Source organism: Oribacterium sinus, from assembly GCF_014202695.1.
GTDB lineage: Bacteria > Bacillota > Clostridia > Lachnospirales > Lachnospiraceae > Oribacterium > Oribacterium sinus.
Window position 1 is genome coordinate 38,609 of record NZ_JACHHH010000004.1, and the last position, 17,364, is coordinate 55,972.

Here is a 17,364-nt window from a genome sequence, read left to right on the forward strand (position 1 = left end):
GCATAGAGAAATATTATATTGTCGGATAACAATTCTATCGTCAAAAGAATACTATACAGCAAGAAGATTATTTGCTTCCTGCGTGAGAAGGTGAATATTTCATGGAACAAAATAAGGACAACAAAAAATCAATAGGGAAAATGCTCCTTCCCTATCTTTTATTTTTTATGCTGGGATTATGCTGCCTGTTTCGCTTGTCCTATCTTTTTCTGGTCAGCAACTGGGAAGAGCTTACGGTAGATGAGATTCTCTTTCATGTTTTCGCCCCTATGGGGGGAGCCAACGGGCATCTGGTACAGCTTTTTATTATCACAGCCTTGGCCCCTGCCATTCTTTTATGGCTATCCCTCTCTGTATTTTATTATTTTTTCTACCAAAAGCAAAAGATACGAATTTTCCTTCCCAAAATCAAGAAGGCCTTCCTGCCTCTATGCGGATTTTTCAGCATTTTCCTTGTGGCAGTGACCATTGCAGAAGCTTGGGACGGGATATCTCTTGGTTCCTTTTTAAGCTCTCAGTTTCAATCCTCCAAGTTTATTGAAGAGCATTATGTGGATCCGAAGAATGTGGACTTGAAATTTCCGGAGAAGAAAAGAAATCTTATCTATATTTATATGGAGTCCACAGAGCTTACCTTTATGGACAAGGAACACGGCGGAGACTTTCCGGAGAATCTTCTGCCCGAGCTGATGGCCTTGGGGGAAGAGGGAGAGGACTTTGCCGGAGAGGGTGAGAAAAGGAATGGGGGAATTGCCCTTCCCGGAGCCACCTGGACCATGGGAGCGATTTTTGGAGAGAGCACCGGTCTTCCTTTGAAAATCTCCATTGAGCAAAATTCTATGGATAGCCAGAAGCATTTTTTCCCTTCTGTTACCGCCCTGGGAGATATTTTGGAGGAGGAAGGTTATAATCAAAAATTCCTCTTAGGCTCTGTAGGCTATTTTGGCGGAAGAGAGCTTTTCATGGAGGATCACGGAAATGTAGCCGTGGAGGATTTTTCCTATTGGAAAAGAAAGGGAAAATTTCCCAGAAACTATTGGGTGAACTGGGGCTTTGAGGATGAGAAACTTTTTCTGTACGCGAAGGAGGAATTGGAAAATCTGGGGAAGGCGGAACAACCCTTTAATTTAACTCTGCTTACAGTGGATACTCATTTTCCGGATGGTTATGTGTGCAGACTTTGTGAAAGAAAACACCCGAAAAATCAGTATGCGGATGTGTACCAATGTACCTCCCGACAGGTATCCGACTTTGTTCATTGGATACAGCAGCAGCCTTTTTATGAAAATACGACCATAGTTATTTCCGGGGATCACCCCACAATGGATCATGATTTTTGTAATGATGTGGAAAAAAGCTATCAAAGAAAGGTTTTCACCACTTATCTAAATGCCGTTCCCGGGGTGGAAGAAAAAAAATATCGGGAATACAGTACTTTTGATGATTTTCCCACCACTTTGGCAGCCATGGGCGTAGAAATTCCGGGGGATAAGTTGGGGCTGGGCAGAAATTTATTTTCCAAAACCCCAACTCTTATAGAAGAGTATGGTCTGAAGCACGTGAAAAAAGAACTGGAAAAACGTTCCGACTTTATGATTTCTCTGGGACAGATTGATAAAGAATCCGCCTTTATTCAGAAAGAAGAAAAGAAGAAAGAAAAAGAGGAGAAGAAAAAGAAGGAGGTGGAGGAGCAAAGCAAAAAAATAAAAGAAACGCAGAGGAAGTGATGAAGGGTAAGCATTATCCGAAATCGCTTTCGCGCAGTATAGCTTGTAGCAGGGGCACGCTCCCGCTAACCTCGCCTCGCAGGGGTTCTAAGCTTTTAAAAAACAAAAGCCAAGAACCCGCGGGCTCAGATTGCCCCTTATTACAAGCTATACTGCGCGAAAGCTGATGGATACTCGCCTTGCTAACATCACTTCCTCTGTGTTTCTTTTAAAATTTATGCTTAGCGTGTAGGTGAGAGCTAAGAGTGTTCCTCTTAATACAAGCTATACTGTTCGAAAGCTGACGGATACTCGCCTTGCTATCATCACTTCTTTTGTGTTTCTTTTAAAATTTATGCTTAGCGTGTAGGTGAGAGCTAAGAGTGTTCCTCTTACTACGAGCTATACTGTTCGAAAGCTGACGGATAATCGTCTTGCTATCATCACTTCTTTTGTGTTTCGTTGTATTTTAAGATGTAGTCCACCGCCTGAGGCAAGCCGCCTTCCAGAATAGGGGCGGTGATGTAGTTTGCTACAGCCTTACATTCTTCTTTGGCGTTGCCCATGGCGATACCCATTCCCACATGGGAGAGCATTTCCACATCATTCCAGCCGTCTCCGATGGCGGCACATTCTTCTCTTTGAATGCCTAAAGCCTTACAAATGGCTTCTATGCCGGAAACCTTGGAAATATTTCTTTTGGTCACGTCAAAGGATAGACCGTCGGACCAGCGAACCAAATGGCAGTCCGGAATTCTTCTTTCCAGCTCTTCCACTTGCGCTTCATTGAGCACCGGTATCAGCATAAATAGAGGATTCTTCCTGGCTTCCGATAGGGGAAGGATGGGAGGAAGGCCGGATTTGATTTCCGAAAGACAACGTAGCAAAGCATCATTTACAAAGTTGGCATAGAGCCGTCTCTCTTCCAAAAACAGAATGGGAAAGGTGCTTTCTTCCGCCATAGCAAGGACATTTTCCACCATTTCTCCGGGGATGGCTTCTTGTAAAAGTACCTCTCCGTTTTTCGGATCAAAGTAAGGCAGGGGAAGCCCTGCCTCATCAATCAGGAAGTGGTAGTCCTTCGGCTTTTTGGCGCCCTGCTTTTGGAAAACAGGTCTTGCCTTTTCCGGATGCAGGATGTAGTCATAGCCTCCGTCCAAAGTGACAAAGGCATCGAAATACATATCCTCCACCAAGCCTTCATTATAGATTTCCACCCAGTGTCTTCCGGTGGCAATGGCACAAAGCACTCCTGCCTCCCGGGCTCTTTGGACGGCAGCCTTGCTATCCTCCGGAATGATTCCGGTTTCAAAGGGACGAAGAGTGCCGTCGATATCAAAGAAGATGATTTTTATCATGCTTCCTCATTTCCATTTATCTCTTCAGGAGCATCAAAGGCAGAGCTTTTTTCAGCTGCCGGAGTAGAGCTGTTCCCCGAATCGGAGTCGGTCACCGGAGCGGAGGGAGAAACGAGGGTTTCCTTCAAACTGCTTAACAAGCCTGCCATATTTTGGATATCGGAAGGAATAATGATCTTGGTAGCCTTTCCATTGGACACTTTGGCAAAGGTCTCTAAGCTGCGAATGCGAAGTACCGCATCATCCGCACCGGCTTCCTTTAGAAGGCGAATACCTTCCGCCTCCGCTCTTTGCACATTCAAAATCGCCTGGGCACGACCTTCCGCCTCACGGATTTCCTTTTCCTTCTGGGCTTCTGCGGCAAGGATGGCCTTCTGCTTGTCCGCTTGCGCGTTCAGGATTGCGGCCTCCTTGTTACCCTCTGCGGTAAGAATTGCGGACTCCTTGTTACCCTTTGCAAGAGTAATAGCCTCTCTCTTCTCACGCTCCGCCTTCATCTGCTTCTCCATGGCCTCACGGATAGCATCAGGAGGAAGAATGTTCTTTAACTCTACACGGTTCACCTTGATTCCCCAAGGATCGGTAGCCACATCCAAAAGAGAACGCATCTGGGTGTTGATTTCATCACGGGAAGTCAAAGTGGTATCCAAGTCCATGGAACCGATGATGTTACGAAGAGTAGTAGCGGTTAAGTTTTCAATCGCTGCGATGGGGTTCTCCACACCGTAGGCATAAAGCTTAGGATCGGTGATGACGAAGAAGACAACGGAGTCGATTCGCATGGTAACATTATCCTTGGTAATAACCGGCTGGGGCGGGAAGTCCGCTACCTGCTCCTTTAAGTTAATTCTCTTAGCGATACGATCTGCAAAGGGAATCAGGAAGTGAATACCCGGGCGCCATACGGTATGAAAGCGTCCAAGACGCTCCACAACCATGGCACAGGCTTCCGGTACGATACGAATCGTGGTGCTGATTAGAAAAATTACAATGACTAAAAAAACAATAAATGGCATAATTTCTATCCTTTCTTCTTATTGTAGGAAAATGTCGGTTTCGGCGGATTCGTTCCTTTCTTCATAACCGTATCCACCATTTGAGACTGACTGGGATTGTGTGCTTGTTTTAGGGGATTTACTTTGGGAGAAATCACCGAGGAGCCTTTGTGATCCACTTTATTTAATAAGGTGATTTTTCGCCCATTTCCATGATATTCACAGAAATCATCCGGAAGAGAATGGGAACGATTGATAAACACCCGGTCATCCAAAACCCAGGGATTTTTCACGATCTTTTTGCAAACCGGGCAAAAGCGATTCACTAAGGTAGAATCACATATCGGACAAATCAGCATGAACCCTCCTTTCATTAGTCTTAAAAAATATAACAAATGCAACCTTTTAAATATATCATAAAGGAAGAAAAAAGAACAGGGAGAAGAGGAAAAGGAAGAAAGGGGCTGTAATAAAATCGGATTTTGCTGCAAGTTTTGGTGGCATAGGTCTAAAAGGGGGTAATCTGAGCCCCTCAGTACTTACTGAAAGCGAGCAAGGCGATGCTTGAAGTTAGTACTGCTAGGAGGCGAGGTTAGCGAGAGCGTGCCCCCAACTAGACCTATGCCACCAAAACTTATTTATCCTTTTCCATTTTATTACAGCCCCTTTCTTCCTTAGAAAAAATTATAAAAATCGTAAAAAGATAAGATGCTCTTTTCTTGTATCTCCTGCGGAAAGCATGATATTATGGGGGATATTGAAAATCCTGATAGGAGGTTTTCGTGAAGGTCGACATGAAGGCTTTCGGGAAGGCCGATAGAAAGCAAAAGGAGAAGGATGGAAAGAAGAGAGTGGAAAAGGGAAGCCAGCAACGGGCTTGGGAAAATTTATAATGTTCTGTGGCAGGAGGAAAGCCTTGAAAAGAAAGGGATTCTTTTTGTTCTCCACGGGATGCAGGGGCATATCGGAAAATATCGTTACCTTTTTGAGTATATGGCGAAGCAGGGCTATGTGGTTTGCGGCATGGATATGCAGGGGCATGGAAAAAGTGCCAATATCCCCGGCTACTTTGGAGATAATTCCGGTTGGGAAAGTATGATTCATGATATTCACAGAAGCCTCTTGCAGATCAAGAAATGGTTTCCGAATCTGCCGGTTTTTCTCTTCGGCCATTCCATGGGTTCCTTCCTGGCAAGAGACTATGCGGCAAGCTATGGGGCGGACTTAAAGGGCTTACTGCTTTCCGGAACGGCAGGGGGAAGTCCTGTACTGCTTCCGGTGCAGGGCTACATTGCTGTTCAAAAGAAGCTTCGGGGAGCTAAGGATGATGCGCTAAAGGAAAGCATTCTCCTGGCGAAGTATTTCAACAGACATATTCCGAATCCCAAGAGTCTATCAGATTGGATTTGCACTAAGGAAGAGGTGAGTCAGGCAAATGGTCGGGATCCTTTGGCAGTGGGCTTTACTCTGGGAGCTTATGCCGACCTCTTGGCTGCTTTGGTAAGGGTTAATGAATATGCGGAAATCAAAAAGCTGAAGGATATTCCCTGCTTTATTTTTTCCGGCGGTGCGGATCCGGTGGGAGAATACGGCAAGGGTCCGGCAAGTCTTTATGCTATGCTAAAGCAACTGGGAAATCCCAAGCTTAAGCTTCATATTTTCCCCAAACTACGGCATGAAGTCTTGAATGAAGAGGTACGTCCGATTCTTTTACAGGAAATGACGGCGTTTATGGAAGAGGTAAGACAAGAACGTAACTAGGATAGAAGACAAGATTTTTACTAATTAAAATAAAGCGAATGAAAATACCGGGAAGGAGAGGAAATGGAGAAAAAGATACTCTATATCCATCGAAAAGATGTCGATAAAGTAAATAAGGTCCGGGGGGTGGCCATCATCCGAAAGATTCGGCTGCTGTCTGCACCGGAAGAGGAAATACTGAGTCTGCCGGAGGATGCAGAGCTTTTGAAATTCATCGGATTTTCCCCCAAGGAGGTGGGAGACTTTTTGACGGATTTAAAGAAGCTGGGAATCCGGGTGGATTTAAAATGTATGGAAACGGAACATAATAGGGATTGGAGTCTTTTGCAGCTGTATAAGGAGCTGGAGGAAGAGCACCGGTATATGATCGCAAGAAGACAAGAGCAGCAGAACGAGGAAAAGTCTTCTTAATAGAACGATTTTTAAATAAGAAAAAGTCTTCTTAAATACAATAGAACTATTTAGGAATTTATAAAGAGGAGCATTCATTATAAACGGTTTATGGAAAACCATAGTAAAATCAATGTTCCTTAGCGGTTCATGAACTGAAATAAAAAAAGGGAGAAGCTATGCAGGAAGAGCAGGATAAGAAAAAGAGCAGTCGGAAGAAGCCCCAAAGCTTTTTGGGAGAGCTTTTTGAGTGGGTGAAGATTCTTTTGGTGGCGGGAATTGCCGCATTTTTACTGAACAATTATGTGATTGCCAATTCCACCATTCCCACCGGATCTATGGAAAATACCATTATGGCGGGGAGCCGCGTTTTCGGCTCCCGGCTTCATTACCGTTTCGGCCAAGTGGAAAGAGGGGATGTAGCCATCTTTTTGTATGGCTACCAATGTCGAAACGACCATCAAATTTACCGGGAAAACGATAAGGGAGTCTGCCCCTATGACGGCCGGGAGGATAAGAGAAACCAGGTCATTTACTATGTAAAGAGAGTCATCGGTATGCCGGGAGACCATGTGGAAGTAAAGAAGACCGGAGAGGTGGATGCCGGCATGATTAAGAAGCTTGCGGTACAGTCCTCTTCCGGAAAGGTGCCGGTGGGTACCGTATACATCAATGGAAAAGCCATTACGGAAAGTTATTTACCGGAGCCAATGATTGTGGATGGCAACCAATTTCCGGAGGTAGATGTGACCGTGCCGGAGGGCTGCTACTTTATGATGGGAGACAACCGAAACAATTCTGCGGATGCCCGTTTCTGGGGAGAAAACCAGTTTGTAAAGCGGGAGAAAATGTTGGCTAAGGTATACATTTGCTATTGGCCTTTAAACCGGGCAGGATTCATCCATTAAGTCGGAACAGACAGGAGAGTAAAAAAGCGGTGAAACTCCGCTTTTTTTCACATTTTCAACACAGGAACACAGTAGAATCTTAAAAAACGCATTGAAGGAGGTGTCTTTATGGGAAAGACAGAGGGACAGAAGTTAGAAGAAAAGTTGTGTTTTAAGCCTCAGCATATCGCGAAGGAAAGACCGGAGGATTTGCAGAAGGCTATGGACTTTGCAGAGGGCTACAAGACCTTCTTAGACCGGTCCAAGATTGAGAGAGAATGCGTAAAGTACAGCGAGGAGCTGGCAAAGAAGGCAGGCTACAAGGAATTCACAAGAGGCGTGAAGTATAAAACCGGAGATAAGCTGTACTTTATCAACAGAGGCAAGAACATTTTCCTGGTAACCATGGGAAAGAAGCCCTTGGATCAGGGAATTCATTTTAATATTGCCCACATTGATTCTCCCAGAATCGACTTAAAGCCCAATCCGCTTTATGAGCAGGAAGAGCTTTCTTATTTTAAGACTCACTATTATGGGGGAATCAAGAAGTACCAGTGGAGTACCATTCCTCTGGCTCTTCATGGAAGAGTAATGTTCCGGGATGGTAAATATGTGGATTTTGACCTTGGAGAGAAAGAAGGAGATCCCATCCTGGTGATTACCGACCTGCTTCCCCACCTTTCCAAGAAGCAGGACGACCGTAAGTTAAGTGACGGTATCCGGGGAGAGGAGTTAAATATCCTTTTGGGCTCTACCCCCGTTGATGACAAGGAAGTAAAGGAAGCCTTTAAGCTGAAGATTCTTTCCATTCTTCATGAGCAGTACGGCATGGTAGAGCAGGACTTTATGCGGGCTGAGCTTACCTTAGTTCCTGCACAGAAGGCTTGCGATGTGGGACTGGATCGTTCCATGGTAGGCGCTTACGGACAGGATGATAAGGTTTGTGCTTATACTGCTTTGATGGCGGAGTTGGAGTGCAAGACTCCGGAATTTACTTCCCTTACCGCATTGGTGGATAAGGAAGAAATCGGCTCCACCGGAAATACCGGAATGCAGTCCGATGCTCTTCTCCACTTTGTAGAGGATTTGGCGGAGTGTGAGGGAGAGAGAGTACGGGATATCCTGAGAAATTCCATCTGTCTTTCTTCCGATGTAAATGCAGCATACGACCCAACCTGGGCGGATGTATATGAGAAGCAGAACTCCTGTTTCTTTAACCATGGCCCGGTTCTCACTAAGTACACCGGCTCCAGAGGAAAGGGCTATTCCAATGATGCTTCCGCAGAGACTATGCAGAAGGTTATCGGATACATGGAAGATGCCAAGGTTTGCTGGCAGGTGGGAGAGCTTGGTAAGGTAGACGAAGGCGGTGGAGGAACCATTGCCATGTATATGGGTAATATGAATGTGGATACCGTAGACTTAGGAGTAGCAGTTCTTTCCATGCATGCGCCCTTTGAATTGACAGCAAAGCTGGATGTTTATTATACTTACAAGGCATTTTTAGCTTTCAATAGAGAGTAAACTCATTGGCAGCAAAAATATCGAAAACAGGAAAAGAATTTTTCCAAGAAACTAAGGAGTATTATGAGAAAAAGAAAATTATTTGCATCGGCAGCCATTCTGGCTATGGCGATTATGGCAGCAGCCTGCGGCAAGAAGACAGAGACTAAGGAGTCTGAGAAGGCTTCCGGAAGTGAAGTAAGTTCCTCCACCTTAACCGAGGACAGTCCTGAGATTAAAGAGCTGGAAGCTCTGAAGGTTCCCGCTGAGCCTAAGCTTTCCGAGATGGGAAGCATCACTCTCCCGGATTTAAAGAGCATTACCGTTACGGTAGCGCCATTGGAGAATGTAACCCAGGAAGAAGTGGACAATGCCATCCAGCAGACCTTGGATCAGAATCCTACCGTGGTAGATGATGCGGCCAAGGAAGGGGATACCGTAAATATCGACTACAGCGGATCCATTGACGGAAAGAAGTTTGACGGCGGTACAGCGGAGAAGCAGGATCTGAAGCTTGGCTCCGGACAGTTCATCCCCGGATTTGAGGATCAGCTGATTGGCAAGAAGGCCGGAGAAGATGTTACCGTAAAGGTTACCTTCCCGGAGAGCTATGGCAATGAAGAGCTTGCCGGTAAGAATGCGGAATTTGCGGTAAAGATTCATGAAGTAAAGCGTCCTGCTACCTTAACGGATGAATGGGTAAAGAACTATGACGGCACCACTGCGGAAACCGTAGAAAGCTATCGCGATCAGGTTCGTGAGCAGCTTCAGGCCAGAAAAGATTTTAACTACCACTCCAACATTCAGGATCAGGCACTTCAGGCGATTAGTGAAAAAGCTACCGTTAAGCCCTCCGAGAAGCTTATGGAATATGCAAAGGCTTACCTTTTAGATGCAACTCTTAAACAGATGAAGAGCTACGGCCTGTCCGTTGCGGATATCATCAACATGTCCGGAAAGACCGTGAAAGAGTATAAAGAGGATGCCTATGCCAAAGCGGAGGATTATGCAAAGCAGCTTTTCTTAATGCGAAAGCTGGCAGATGATCAGGGCATTAAGGTAACGGATGCTTTATTAGATGAGCTGGCTGAGGCGGAGTCTTCCTTAACCGGAGAAAAGACCAATCGTGTGAAGCTGATTGAGCAGTACGGTAAGGAGCTGGTAGAAGAGGCTGCAATCCGTAATAAAGTGATGGAATACATTGAGTCTCAGATTACCGTTAAGAATGAAGAGCCTTCCGTAATCATGGAGCAGGACAGCGATAAGGGTAAGGAGAGCAAGGCAAGCGAAGCCGAGACAGAGGCTGCAAAGGAGCAGGAGTCTTCTGCAAGCAAAGAATCCTCCAAGGCTAAGGAGGATTCCAAGAAGAAGGAAGAGACTATCGCTTCTACAGAGGAAAGCTCTGTAATGGCTACCATCGAAACCAAGGCAAAAGAGTAATAGACAGCGGCGGAAATTTATTTCGCTTTATGGAAAAAGGTCTGAAAAAGGGAAGTTTCCCGATTTCAGGCCTTTTTTATGCGTAATGAGTACCACTTTCCCAGTGTGGGATATTTCGTTTGCCCCGGACGTATAGCCGGAAACTCTGTAATATCTTCTAAAAAAATCTTGACAAAAATACTTTAGCATAGTAACGTATTAGCATACTAATAAATCAAAGTAGAAAAGAGAAAGAAAGGGAGAAGAGTATGAAAAAGTTTGGAAGAAATCTTTTATGGATAGCAACTGCAGGAGTTTTGGCACTGGGAATGGTGGCTTGCGGAGGAAAGAATACTACCGGAAGTAGCTCCGGAAGCAAGGAAGAGGGCAGTACGCAGGCAGGCAGCGAGCAGGCCGGTACCGAGAAGGCAGGAGAAAAGGCAGAAGCCAAGGTGGAGGGAAGCAACGGAAGCTTCACCGTGGGCTTTGACCAGGAATTCCCTCCCATGGGCTTTGTAGGCGAGGATGGAAACTATACCGGCTATGACCTGGAGCTGGCAGAGGAAGTGGCAAAGAGATTGGATTTGACCTTTGTACCCAAGCCCATTAACTGGGATGCCAAGGATTTAGAATTAAATTCCGGAAACATTGATTGCATCTGGAACGGCTTCGGTATGGAAGGCCGTGAGGACAGCTATACCTTTGTGGGACCTTACTTAGCCAATAAGCAGGTTTTTGTGGTAAGAGAGGACAGCGATATCAGCAGTCTATCCGATTTAAAGGGGAAGGCGGTAGAGGTGCAGAAGGATTCCACCGGACTTACCGCATTAAATCGAGAGGAAAATAAGAGCTTAAAGGATAGCTTCGGCAGCCTCACCGAGGTGGGAGACTACCAGAATGCCATGATGGATTTGGAATCCGGTGCCTGTGACGCCATTTGTATGGATTCCGTAGTGGCGGAATATCAGATTAAGACTTTTAAAAAGAAGGCTAAGGTTCTTTCCGAAAGCCTGACTGAGGAGCAGTACGGTATTGGCTTCAAGAAGGGGAACACCGAACTTGCAGATAAAGTGAAGAAAACCCTTTTGGAAATGAAGGAAGAAGGTGTGATTGATAAAATCAATGAAAAATGGTTTGGCACAAGGGAAGGTTTTATTTTACAATAGGAAAGACAAAATTTTAAAACGGTAAATAAAGGCGTTTTGCAGAGAGTAGTATGGAACATTCACAAACACAATAGAGTGAATGGATCAAGAGAGAAAGACGAAATCAATAGAACAAGATGAAATCAATAGAGCGAGACTAAATCAGTAGAATAAGACTAAATCAATAGAGTAGTAGAGAAGAAATAAAGACGAAAAGGGGAGAAAAAATGGAGTGGACTGTGGTGCTGTGGAAGCTGGGAGAAGGATTGCTGGTGAGTCTGGGAATCTTCGCCATAACCCTCCTTTTTTCTTTGCCCTTAGGTCTTTTGGTGGCCTTTGGGAGAATGCATAAAAACCCCTTGATATCGGGAATCATCAAAATCTACATTTCCTTTATGCGGGGAACGCCCTTAATGCTACAGCTTTTTATGGTGTATTACGGCCCCTATTACATTTTCAAAGTAAGTCTCCATCCGGGTTACCGCATGACTGCGGTATATATCGGATTTATTCTGAATTATGCGGCATATTTTGCGGAAATCTATCGTTCCGGAATTCAATCCATGGACCGGGGGCAGTATGAGGCGGCGGAAATTCTCGGTTACAGCAAAATGCAGTGTTTCTTCCGTATTATCCTTCCCCAGGTTTGGAAGAAGATTCTTCCTTCCATTACCAACGAGGTGATTTCTTTGGTAAAGGATACTTCTTTAGCCTTTTCCATTTCCGTGATGGAAATGTTTACCCAGGCCAAGGCATTGTCTTCTTCCCAGAGCTCCATGTTACCCTTGATTATGGCAGGAGTGCTATACTACATTTTCAATTTTGTGGTAGCCTTTATTATGGAACAGATGGAAAAGAAGATGGCGTATTATCAATAGAATTGGATGGAAAAGCAGATGTGGGAGTGTCCATCTGAGGAATCAATAGGAGAGCGGAATGGCGATTTTAGAAATGAAAAATATCCGAAAGGCATTTTCAGGAGAGGAAATTCTGAAAGGAATTTCTCTGTCCTGTAAGGAGGGCGAGGTGCTCAGCATCATCGGCCCCTCCGGCTCAGGAAAGTCCACATTGCTTCGCATTGCCACCCTCCTGGAAAAGGCGGAGGGAGGAGAGCTTTTCTACGACGGAAAGGCGATTTTTTCGTTGACGGAAGGGCAGAAAAAGCAGGCAACGAAGGAAGAAAAGGAAGAGGCCAAAAAGCTTTTCGGCCTGGTGTTTCAGAACTTTAATCTTTTTCCCCATTGGACGGTTGTGAAAAATGTGATGGATCCCCTGATTCACGTGCAGAGAAAAACAAAGGAAGAAGCGGAAGAAAAAGCCAAAGCAGTGCTTTCCCAAATGGGGCTTTTGGAAAAGGCGGAGCAGTATCCCTATTCCCTCTCCGGCGGACAAAAGCAAAGGGTGGCCATTGCCAGAGCCCTGGCATTAGAGCCGAAGATTTTATTTTTTGATGAGCCAACCTCTGCACTGGATCCGGAGCTTACGGGAGAAGTGCTTTCCGTGATTCGCTCCCTAAAGGGACAGAAGATGGCCATGGTGATTGTTACCCATGAAATGACCTTTGCCAAAGATATTTCCGACCGCATCCTTTTTATGGCGGATGGAGAAGTAATCTGCGAGGGAAGTCCGGAGGAGGTCTTTTCTTCGGAGCAGGAAAGAATGAAAAGCTTTCTGGGAAATTATCAGAATCTTCTTTCCTAAGAGCTGCTCTTAAAAGAAATGAAATGGGGAAAGTAAGAATATCGTAACTTTTTTTCCGGATTTTTTGAATTTATCGAAAGCATAAAGGCAGAAAAAGAGCTTGGCAATGTGTAAAAGTGTAATTTTTGTGGATAAGTCCTCTTAAAATCCCATTTTTGGGAAAATGTACAAAGGACTTATCCACATTTTTGTCGAAATGGATGAATTGCTGTTACGAAAGCGAAAGGAATGAAAACTTGCTTCTTGATGTTCTATTCCCTATTCCTTTGGATGAAAAAATTGAGTCAAGGGAAGAATGGGAAATCCGGGATTAGGCGGAGGAAGCTCTTTCCAAGACAAAAGAACTAGGCTACAATATGGGGCAGAAAGTTTTGGGAAAAGAGCGGAAGAAGGGATTTTACTGTAATGGGGAAGAAAAAAGGAGAAAAGCAGGAAGGAAAAACAGTTTTAGCTAAGCATGAAAAAAGCTTAGCAAAAAAAGCGGAAAAGAAGGCGGAGAAAAAGCGGCAAAGGCAGGAAAGAGAGCAGGCTCTGGAGGCAAGGATTGCGGCTTTAGAAATGGCTTTACAGGAAAAACAAGAGAGAACAAGAGAAACGAACTTCGAGGAACAGAGTGTGAAAGAAGCGGGAGAAACGCTGCCGGAAGCTTCGGAAGAATATACGGAACAAGAGCAGGAAGCTTTAGAACAGGAGAACCCGGGTAATGCAAAAGAGGAAGCCTTAGAAGAGGAGAATTTGAATGCTTTGGAAGCGGAAAAACCGATTCATTCAGAAGATTCGGAGGCCGTTGTTATTGAAGAAGCTTCTGAAAGGAAAGGGATACCGGTCTTTGTGGAGGCTCGCTCCTCCTTCTTTTCTCCGGCCCTTCCTTCCTCCGGAGCAATCAAGGAATTTTTGCAGGCACCGAAGCTTTTACGGGGAGAAATCCGGGAGTACTTGGCGGATCCGGAAGAGGCCATGCTGAAGGAGAAGGAAAAGACAGGACATAAAAGTACCTCTCTGCTTTTTACTATCAGCTTGCTTCTGATGTTTTTCATCGGCTTATACCTTTCCAACGGAAATCCGGCAGCTTCTCTTCAATTTTCCCTGCTCTATGCCTTAAGCTTTTTGCTCTTTCCCTTCTTCCTGGTTCTGTTTTTTTCAGAGGGAAGAAGCTTTTCCTCCTTGTTTTATCTCTTTACCAGGGGAAGATTGGCGCTCTACCTTTTAGCAAGTCTATCCTTTTTTTCCTTGTTGCTAGGTTTTCCTCTGTTTTCCGTCTTTCTGTTTCTTTTGGGCATACCCTTGGGCATTGTGTTGGATTATACAGCCCTGAAAATAGAGTACGGTCAAAGCGGAAAGGTGCTGAAAATCTGCTTTTTATACAGCGTTTTCGCCCTAAGCTTATTCCTGTTTTTCGGATTCTGCTTCGTGGGCTTTAGTCTGCTAAATTATATTCTGGGGCGTTTATGGGAAGGAAATCTGAACCTGAAAGGATTTTTAGAGTTTTTGCTTTCTCATTTTCCAGAATAGGATTTTGTTCATCTTCTCTATTTTTTCAAGCAAAATAAACAAAGGAACTGACTTGTCACCGTATTCTTTCTTCCCTATAATGGGAGAGTACATGTGACAAGTCTTTTATTATTTGCCAAGGGCTTCGGAGGAAAACGGCGGATAGAAAAGACTTCATCTAAGGAGGACGAGAAATGAAGAAAAGAATCTTTGCGGCATTCCTGGCTTTGACCATGGCGTTCAGCTTAGCGGCTTGCGGTGCTTCCGGCGGAGAGAAGAAAGAAAGTGCAAAGACTACCGAGCAGGGTTCCGAGAAGGGTACAGAGGCAGGTTCCGAGAAGGCGGAGGAGAGCAAGGCGGAGAAGAAGGATGCTTCTTCCGGCAAGGGCCTGAAGGTTGGTATTGTTACCGACGTAGGAGGAGTAAATGACGGTTCCTTCAACCAGTCTGCTTGGGAAGGCTTACAGAGAGCACAGAAGGAGCTTGGTATCGAGGCAAAGTATCTGGAGTCTAAGACCGATGCGGACTATAAGCCCAATATCGAAACCTTTGTGGATGAGGACTATGATTTAATTATTTGTATCGGGTATGCTTTGGCAGATGCTTTAAAGGCAGAGTCCGCTTCCAACCCGGATGTAAAGTTTGCCATCGTGGATGATGCTTCCTTAGCGGATGTTTCCAATGTTACTTCCCTGATGTTCGAGCAGGCACAGGTTTCTTACCTTGCAGGATATGTTGCAGGAAAGACCACCAAGAAGAATACCGTAGGTATCGTTTTGGGTATGGCTACAGACATGATGAATCAGTTCGGATACGGCTACACAGCAGGTGTTTTGGATGCCAATGCAAGTGCTAAGGTTTTACAGGCCAATGCCAACTCCTTTGCAGATACTGCAGCAGGAAAGACTGCAGCAAACAACATGGTAACCAATGGAGCTGACGTTATTTTCCAGGTAGCAGGCGGAACCGGACTGGGTGTAATCGATGCTTGTAAGGAAGCGAAGATTTGGGCTATCGGTGTAGACAGTGATCAGAGCTCTATCGCTCCTGAGACCATTTTGACCTCTGCTATGAAGAGAGTGGACAATGCGGTATTTGATGTAAGCAAGGAATTGGTGGAAGGCAACATCAAGGGCGGTGTAAAGACCTATACTTTGGCTGATGAAGGTGTAGACCTTGCTCCCGGTACGGAGAACATTGATCCTGCAGTGGTTAAAGAAGTAGAAGAAATAAAGAAGAAGATTGTTTCCGGCGAGCTGAAGGTGCCAAACAACAAGGCAGACTTTGAAGCAAAGTACGGAGATGTTTACGAGTTAGACAACTAAGTACAGAGAAAATACTACAGGGATGTGAATTTTCTGAAAGAGTAAGACAGGGGAATAGAAAGGACAGAAAATGAAAGAAATATCCATGGAAAAAGTTGAAGCGGCTCGGCAGGCTATGCTGGAAACAGTAAAGTCAAAGAGCTTGACCCACGAGCAGAAGGTAGCCACAATGGCCAATCATGCGGACTCCCTTCTCTCTGTTCTGAACCTTCCCGAAGGACTTTTGGAAGTTTTACGTTGTGAGCCGGAGAAGCAGTGCATTTGCGACCTTTTCGAAGGAAATGCTCCTATGCGTCCCCGCTATATCATCCCGGATTATGAGAAATTCTTTCGAGAGGGCTCCGCTTTCTTGCAGGTAGAGCCTCCCAAGGATTTGTATGAAGCCATTAACGCTCTGCAAATCTTTTATAAGCATGTTCCATCCGTAACCAATTATCCGGTTTATGTGGGACAGCTGGACACCCTGCTGGATCCCTTTGTGCAGGATATGGACGAAGAGCTTGCCTTTAAAATGATTAAACTTTTCTGTATCCAGATGGACAGAACGATTCTGGACTCCTTCGCCCATGCCAACATTGGCCCCAAGGCTACCAAGGCCGGAAGACTTTTGCTTCGGGCTATGGCGGAAACCAAGGATGCAGTCCCGAACCTTACCTTGAAATATGATGAGGAGCTTACCGAGGATGACTTTGCCATTGAAGCCATTCGTTGTGCTATGGCCAGTGCCAAGCCAAGCTTTTGCAACCACCGGATGTATTCCAAGGATTTTTCCGGAAATTATGTGATTGCTTCTTGCTACAACGGCTTGGCATACGGAGGGGGAGCCTATACCCTTGTTCGCCTGATCTTAAGTAATATTGCCAAGAGGGCCAAGGACAGAAAGGATTTTCTGGAGAAAGAGCTCCCCTATATCATGGATCTTTGTGTGCGCTATATGGATGAGCGAATTCGTTTTATCGTGGAAGAGTCCGGCTTTTTCGAGAATAACTTCCTGGCGAAAGAAGGCTTTATCCATAGAGACCGTTTTTCCGCTATGTTCGGCTTGGTGGGACTTGCCGAGGCGGTCAATATTCTTCTGGAAAAGGAAGGAAAGGGTGATTGTCGCTTTGGCCACAGCAAGGAGGCAACGGAGCTTGGGGTAGAGATTATGGATTGCATTTCTGCCTTTAACGAAGCCCACAAGAATCCTTATTGTGAGGTCAGCAACGGACATTTCCTCCTCCATGCCCAGGTAGGGATCTCCACAGATGTGGAAATCAGCCCGGGAACCAGAATCCCCATCGGAGAGGAACCGGAGAATCTGGCAGACCAAATGGAAGTTCTGTCTCATTTCCACCATTACTTCCCCTCCGGAACAGGAGACCTTTTCCCCATTGACAGAACCATTCACCAAAACCCGGAGTATGTTTTGGATATTATGAAGGGGGCTTTCCAAAAGAATCTTCGCTACCTTTCCTTCTATTCCAACGATTCCGACGTGATTCGTATTACCGGATATCTGGTGAAGAAATCCGAGATGGACAAGCTGAAGCAAGGAAAGAGTGTTTTGCAGGACACCGTGGCTTTAGGTCTGGGTGCTGCCGAAAATGGAAAGATTTTGGAGCGTAAGGTTCGCTAAGCATTAAGGGATTGTATTATGTTTTTACGAAAGAGGAGGCGTATTCAAGCTTCCTCTTTTTCGTT

Annotated in this window: 15 protein-coding genes; 12 read left to right on the forward strand and 3 right to left on the reverse strand. The window is 45.2% G+C overall.

The annotated features are described in order from the left end of the window. Nucleotides 1-101: 101 nt before the first annotated feature. The gene (locus HNQ46_RS04660; protein WP_183683447.1) at nt 102-1,727 is read left to right on the forward strand and encodes a sulfatase-like hydrolase/transferase; all 1,626 of its coding nucleotides are present in this window, start codon (nt 102-104) and stop codon (nt 1,725-1,727) included. Between the two features lie 422 nt (nt 1,728-2,149). Here the strand turns inward: HNQ46_RS04660 and HNQ46_RS04665 are convergent, their stop codons facing one another. From HNQ46_RS04665 to HNQ46_RS04675, 3 genes are read right to left on the reverse strand one after another with little or no spacing between them, the layout of a single operon-like run. Further along, a complete protein-coding gene (locus HNQ46_RS04665; protein ID WP_183683449.1) occupies nt 2,150-3,064 on the reverse strand; it encodes an HAD hydrolase family protein in 915 nt (304 codons plus the stop codon). Continuing rightward, the gene (locus HNQ46_RS04670; RefSeq protein WP_183683450.1) at nt 3,061-4,080 is read right to left on the reverse strand and encodes an SPFH domain-containing protein; all 1,020 of its coding nucleotides are present in this window, start codon (nt 4,078-4,080) and stop codon (nt 3,061-3,063) included. Before HNQ46_RS04670 ends, HNQ46_RS04665 begins: the two co-directional genes overlap by 4 nt. A gap of 5 nt (nt 4,081-4,085) precedes the next feature. After that, nucleotides 4,086-4,418 carry a hypothetical protein gene (locus HNQ46_RS04675; protein WP_183683452.1) on the reverse strand — a complete coding sequence of 111 codons (333 nt, stop codon included), beginning with the start codon at nt 4,416-4,418 and terminating at the stop codon, nt 4,086-4,088. Between the two features lie 538 nt (nt 4,419-4,956). Here HNQ46_RS04675 and HNQ46_RS04680 point away from each other — a divergent pair. The 11 genes from HNQ46_RS04680 to HNQ46_RS04730 all read left to right on the forward strand — a co-directional run bounded on the left by HNQ46_RS04680 (nt 4,957) and on the right by HNQ46_RS04730 (nt 17,299). Further along, nucleotides 4,957-5,820 carry an alpha/beta fold hydrolase gene (locus HNQ46_RS04680; protein WP_334298772.1) on the forward strand — a complete coding sequence of 288 codons (864 nt, stop codon included), beginning with the start codon at nt 4,957-4,959 and terminating at the stop codon, nt 5,818-5,820. Nucleotides 5,821-5,883: 63 nt separating this feature from the next. Beyond that, a complete protein-coding gene (locus tag HNQ46_RS04685; RefSeq protein WP_183683456.1) occupies nt 5,884-6,231 on the forward strand; it encodes a DUF3783 domain-containing protein in 348 nt (115 codons plus the stop codon). A 158-nt stretch (nt 6,232-6,389) separates the two neighbouring features. Further along, nucleotides 6,390-7,118, forward strand: coding sequence for a signal peptidase I (lepB, locus tag HNQ46_RS04690; RefSeq protein WP_183683458.1), 729 nt, complete (start codon nt 6,390-6,392; stop codon nt 7,116-7,118). Between the two features lie 108 nt (nt 7,119-7,226). After that, nucleotides 7,227-8,621 (forward strand): aminopeptidase, encoded by a 1,395-nt coding sequence (locus HNQ46_RS04695; RefSeq protein ID WP_183683460.1) that lies wholly within the window; start codon nt 7,227-7,229, stop codon nt 8,619-8,621. A gap of 63 nt (nt 8,622-8,684) precedes the next feature. Beyond that, nucleotides 8,685-10,040 carry a trigger factor gene (tig, locus tag HNQ46_RS04700; protein ID WP_183683462.1) on the forward strand — a complete coding sequence of 452 codons (1,356 nt, stop codon included), beginning with the start codon at nt 8,685-8,687 and terminating at the stop codon, nt 10,038-10,040. A gap of 248 nt (nt 10,041-10,288) precedes the next feature. Next, on the forward strand, nt 10,289-11,185 hold the full coding sequence (locus HNQ46_RS04705) for an amino acid ABC transporter substrate-binding protein (RefSeq protein WP_183683464.1): 897 nt from the start codon (nt 10,289-10,291) through the stop codon (nt 11,183-11,185). A gap of 206 nt (nt 11,186-11,391) precedes the next feature. After that, complete coding sequence (locus HNQ46_RS04710) at nt 11,392-12,042, forward strand: amino acid ABC transporter permease (RefSeq protein ID WP_183683466.1); 651 nt, start codon at nt 11,392-11,394, stop codon at nt 12,040-12,042. A gap of 58 nt (nt 12,043-12,100) precedes the next feature. Beyond that, nucleotides 12,101-12,865 carry an amino acid ABC transporter ATP-binding protein gene (locus HNQ46_RS04715; RefSeq protein ID WP_183683468.1) on the forward strand — a complete coding sequence of 255 codons (765 nt, stop codon included), beginning with the start codon at nt 12,101-12,103 and terminating at the stop codon, nt 12,863-12,865. Nucleotides 12,866-13,270: 405 nt separating this feature from the next. Then, complete coding sequence (locus tag HNQ46_RS04720) at nt 13,271-14,377, forward strand: hypothetical protein (RefSeq protein WP_183683470.1); 1,107 nt, start codon at nt 13,271-13,273, stop codon at nt 14,375-14,377. A gap of 173 nt (nt 14,378-14,550) precedes the next feature. Beyond that, a complete protein-coding gene (locus HNQ46_RS04725) occupies nt 14,551-15,681 on the forward strand; it encodes a BMP family ABC transporter substrate-binding protein (protein ID WP_183683472.1) in 1,131 nt (376 codons plus the stop codon). Between the two features lie 70 nt (nt 15,682-15,751). Further along, the gene (locus HNQ46_RS04730) at nt 15,752-17,299 is read left to right on the forward strand and encodes a YjjI family glycine radical enzyme (protein ID WP_183683474.1); all 1,548 of its coding nucleotides are present in this window, start codon (nt 15,752-15,754) and stop codon (nt 17,297-17,299) included. The last annotated feature ends 65 nt before the right edge of the window (nt 17,300-17,364 follow it).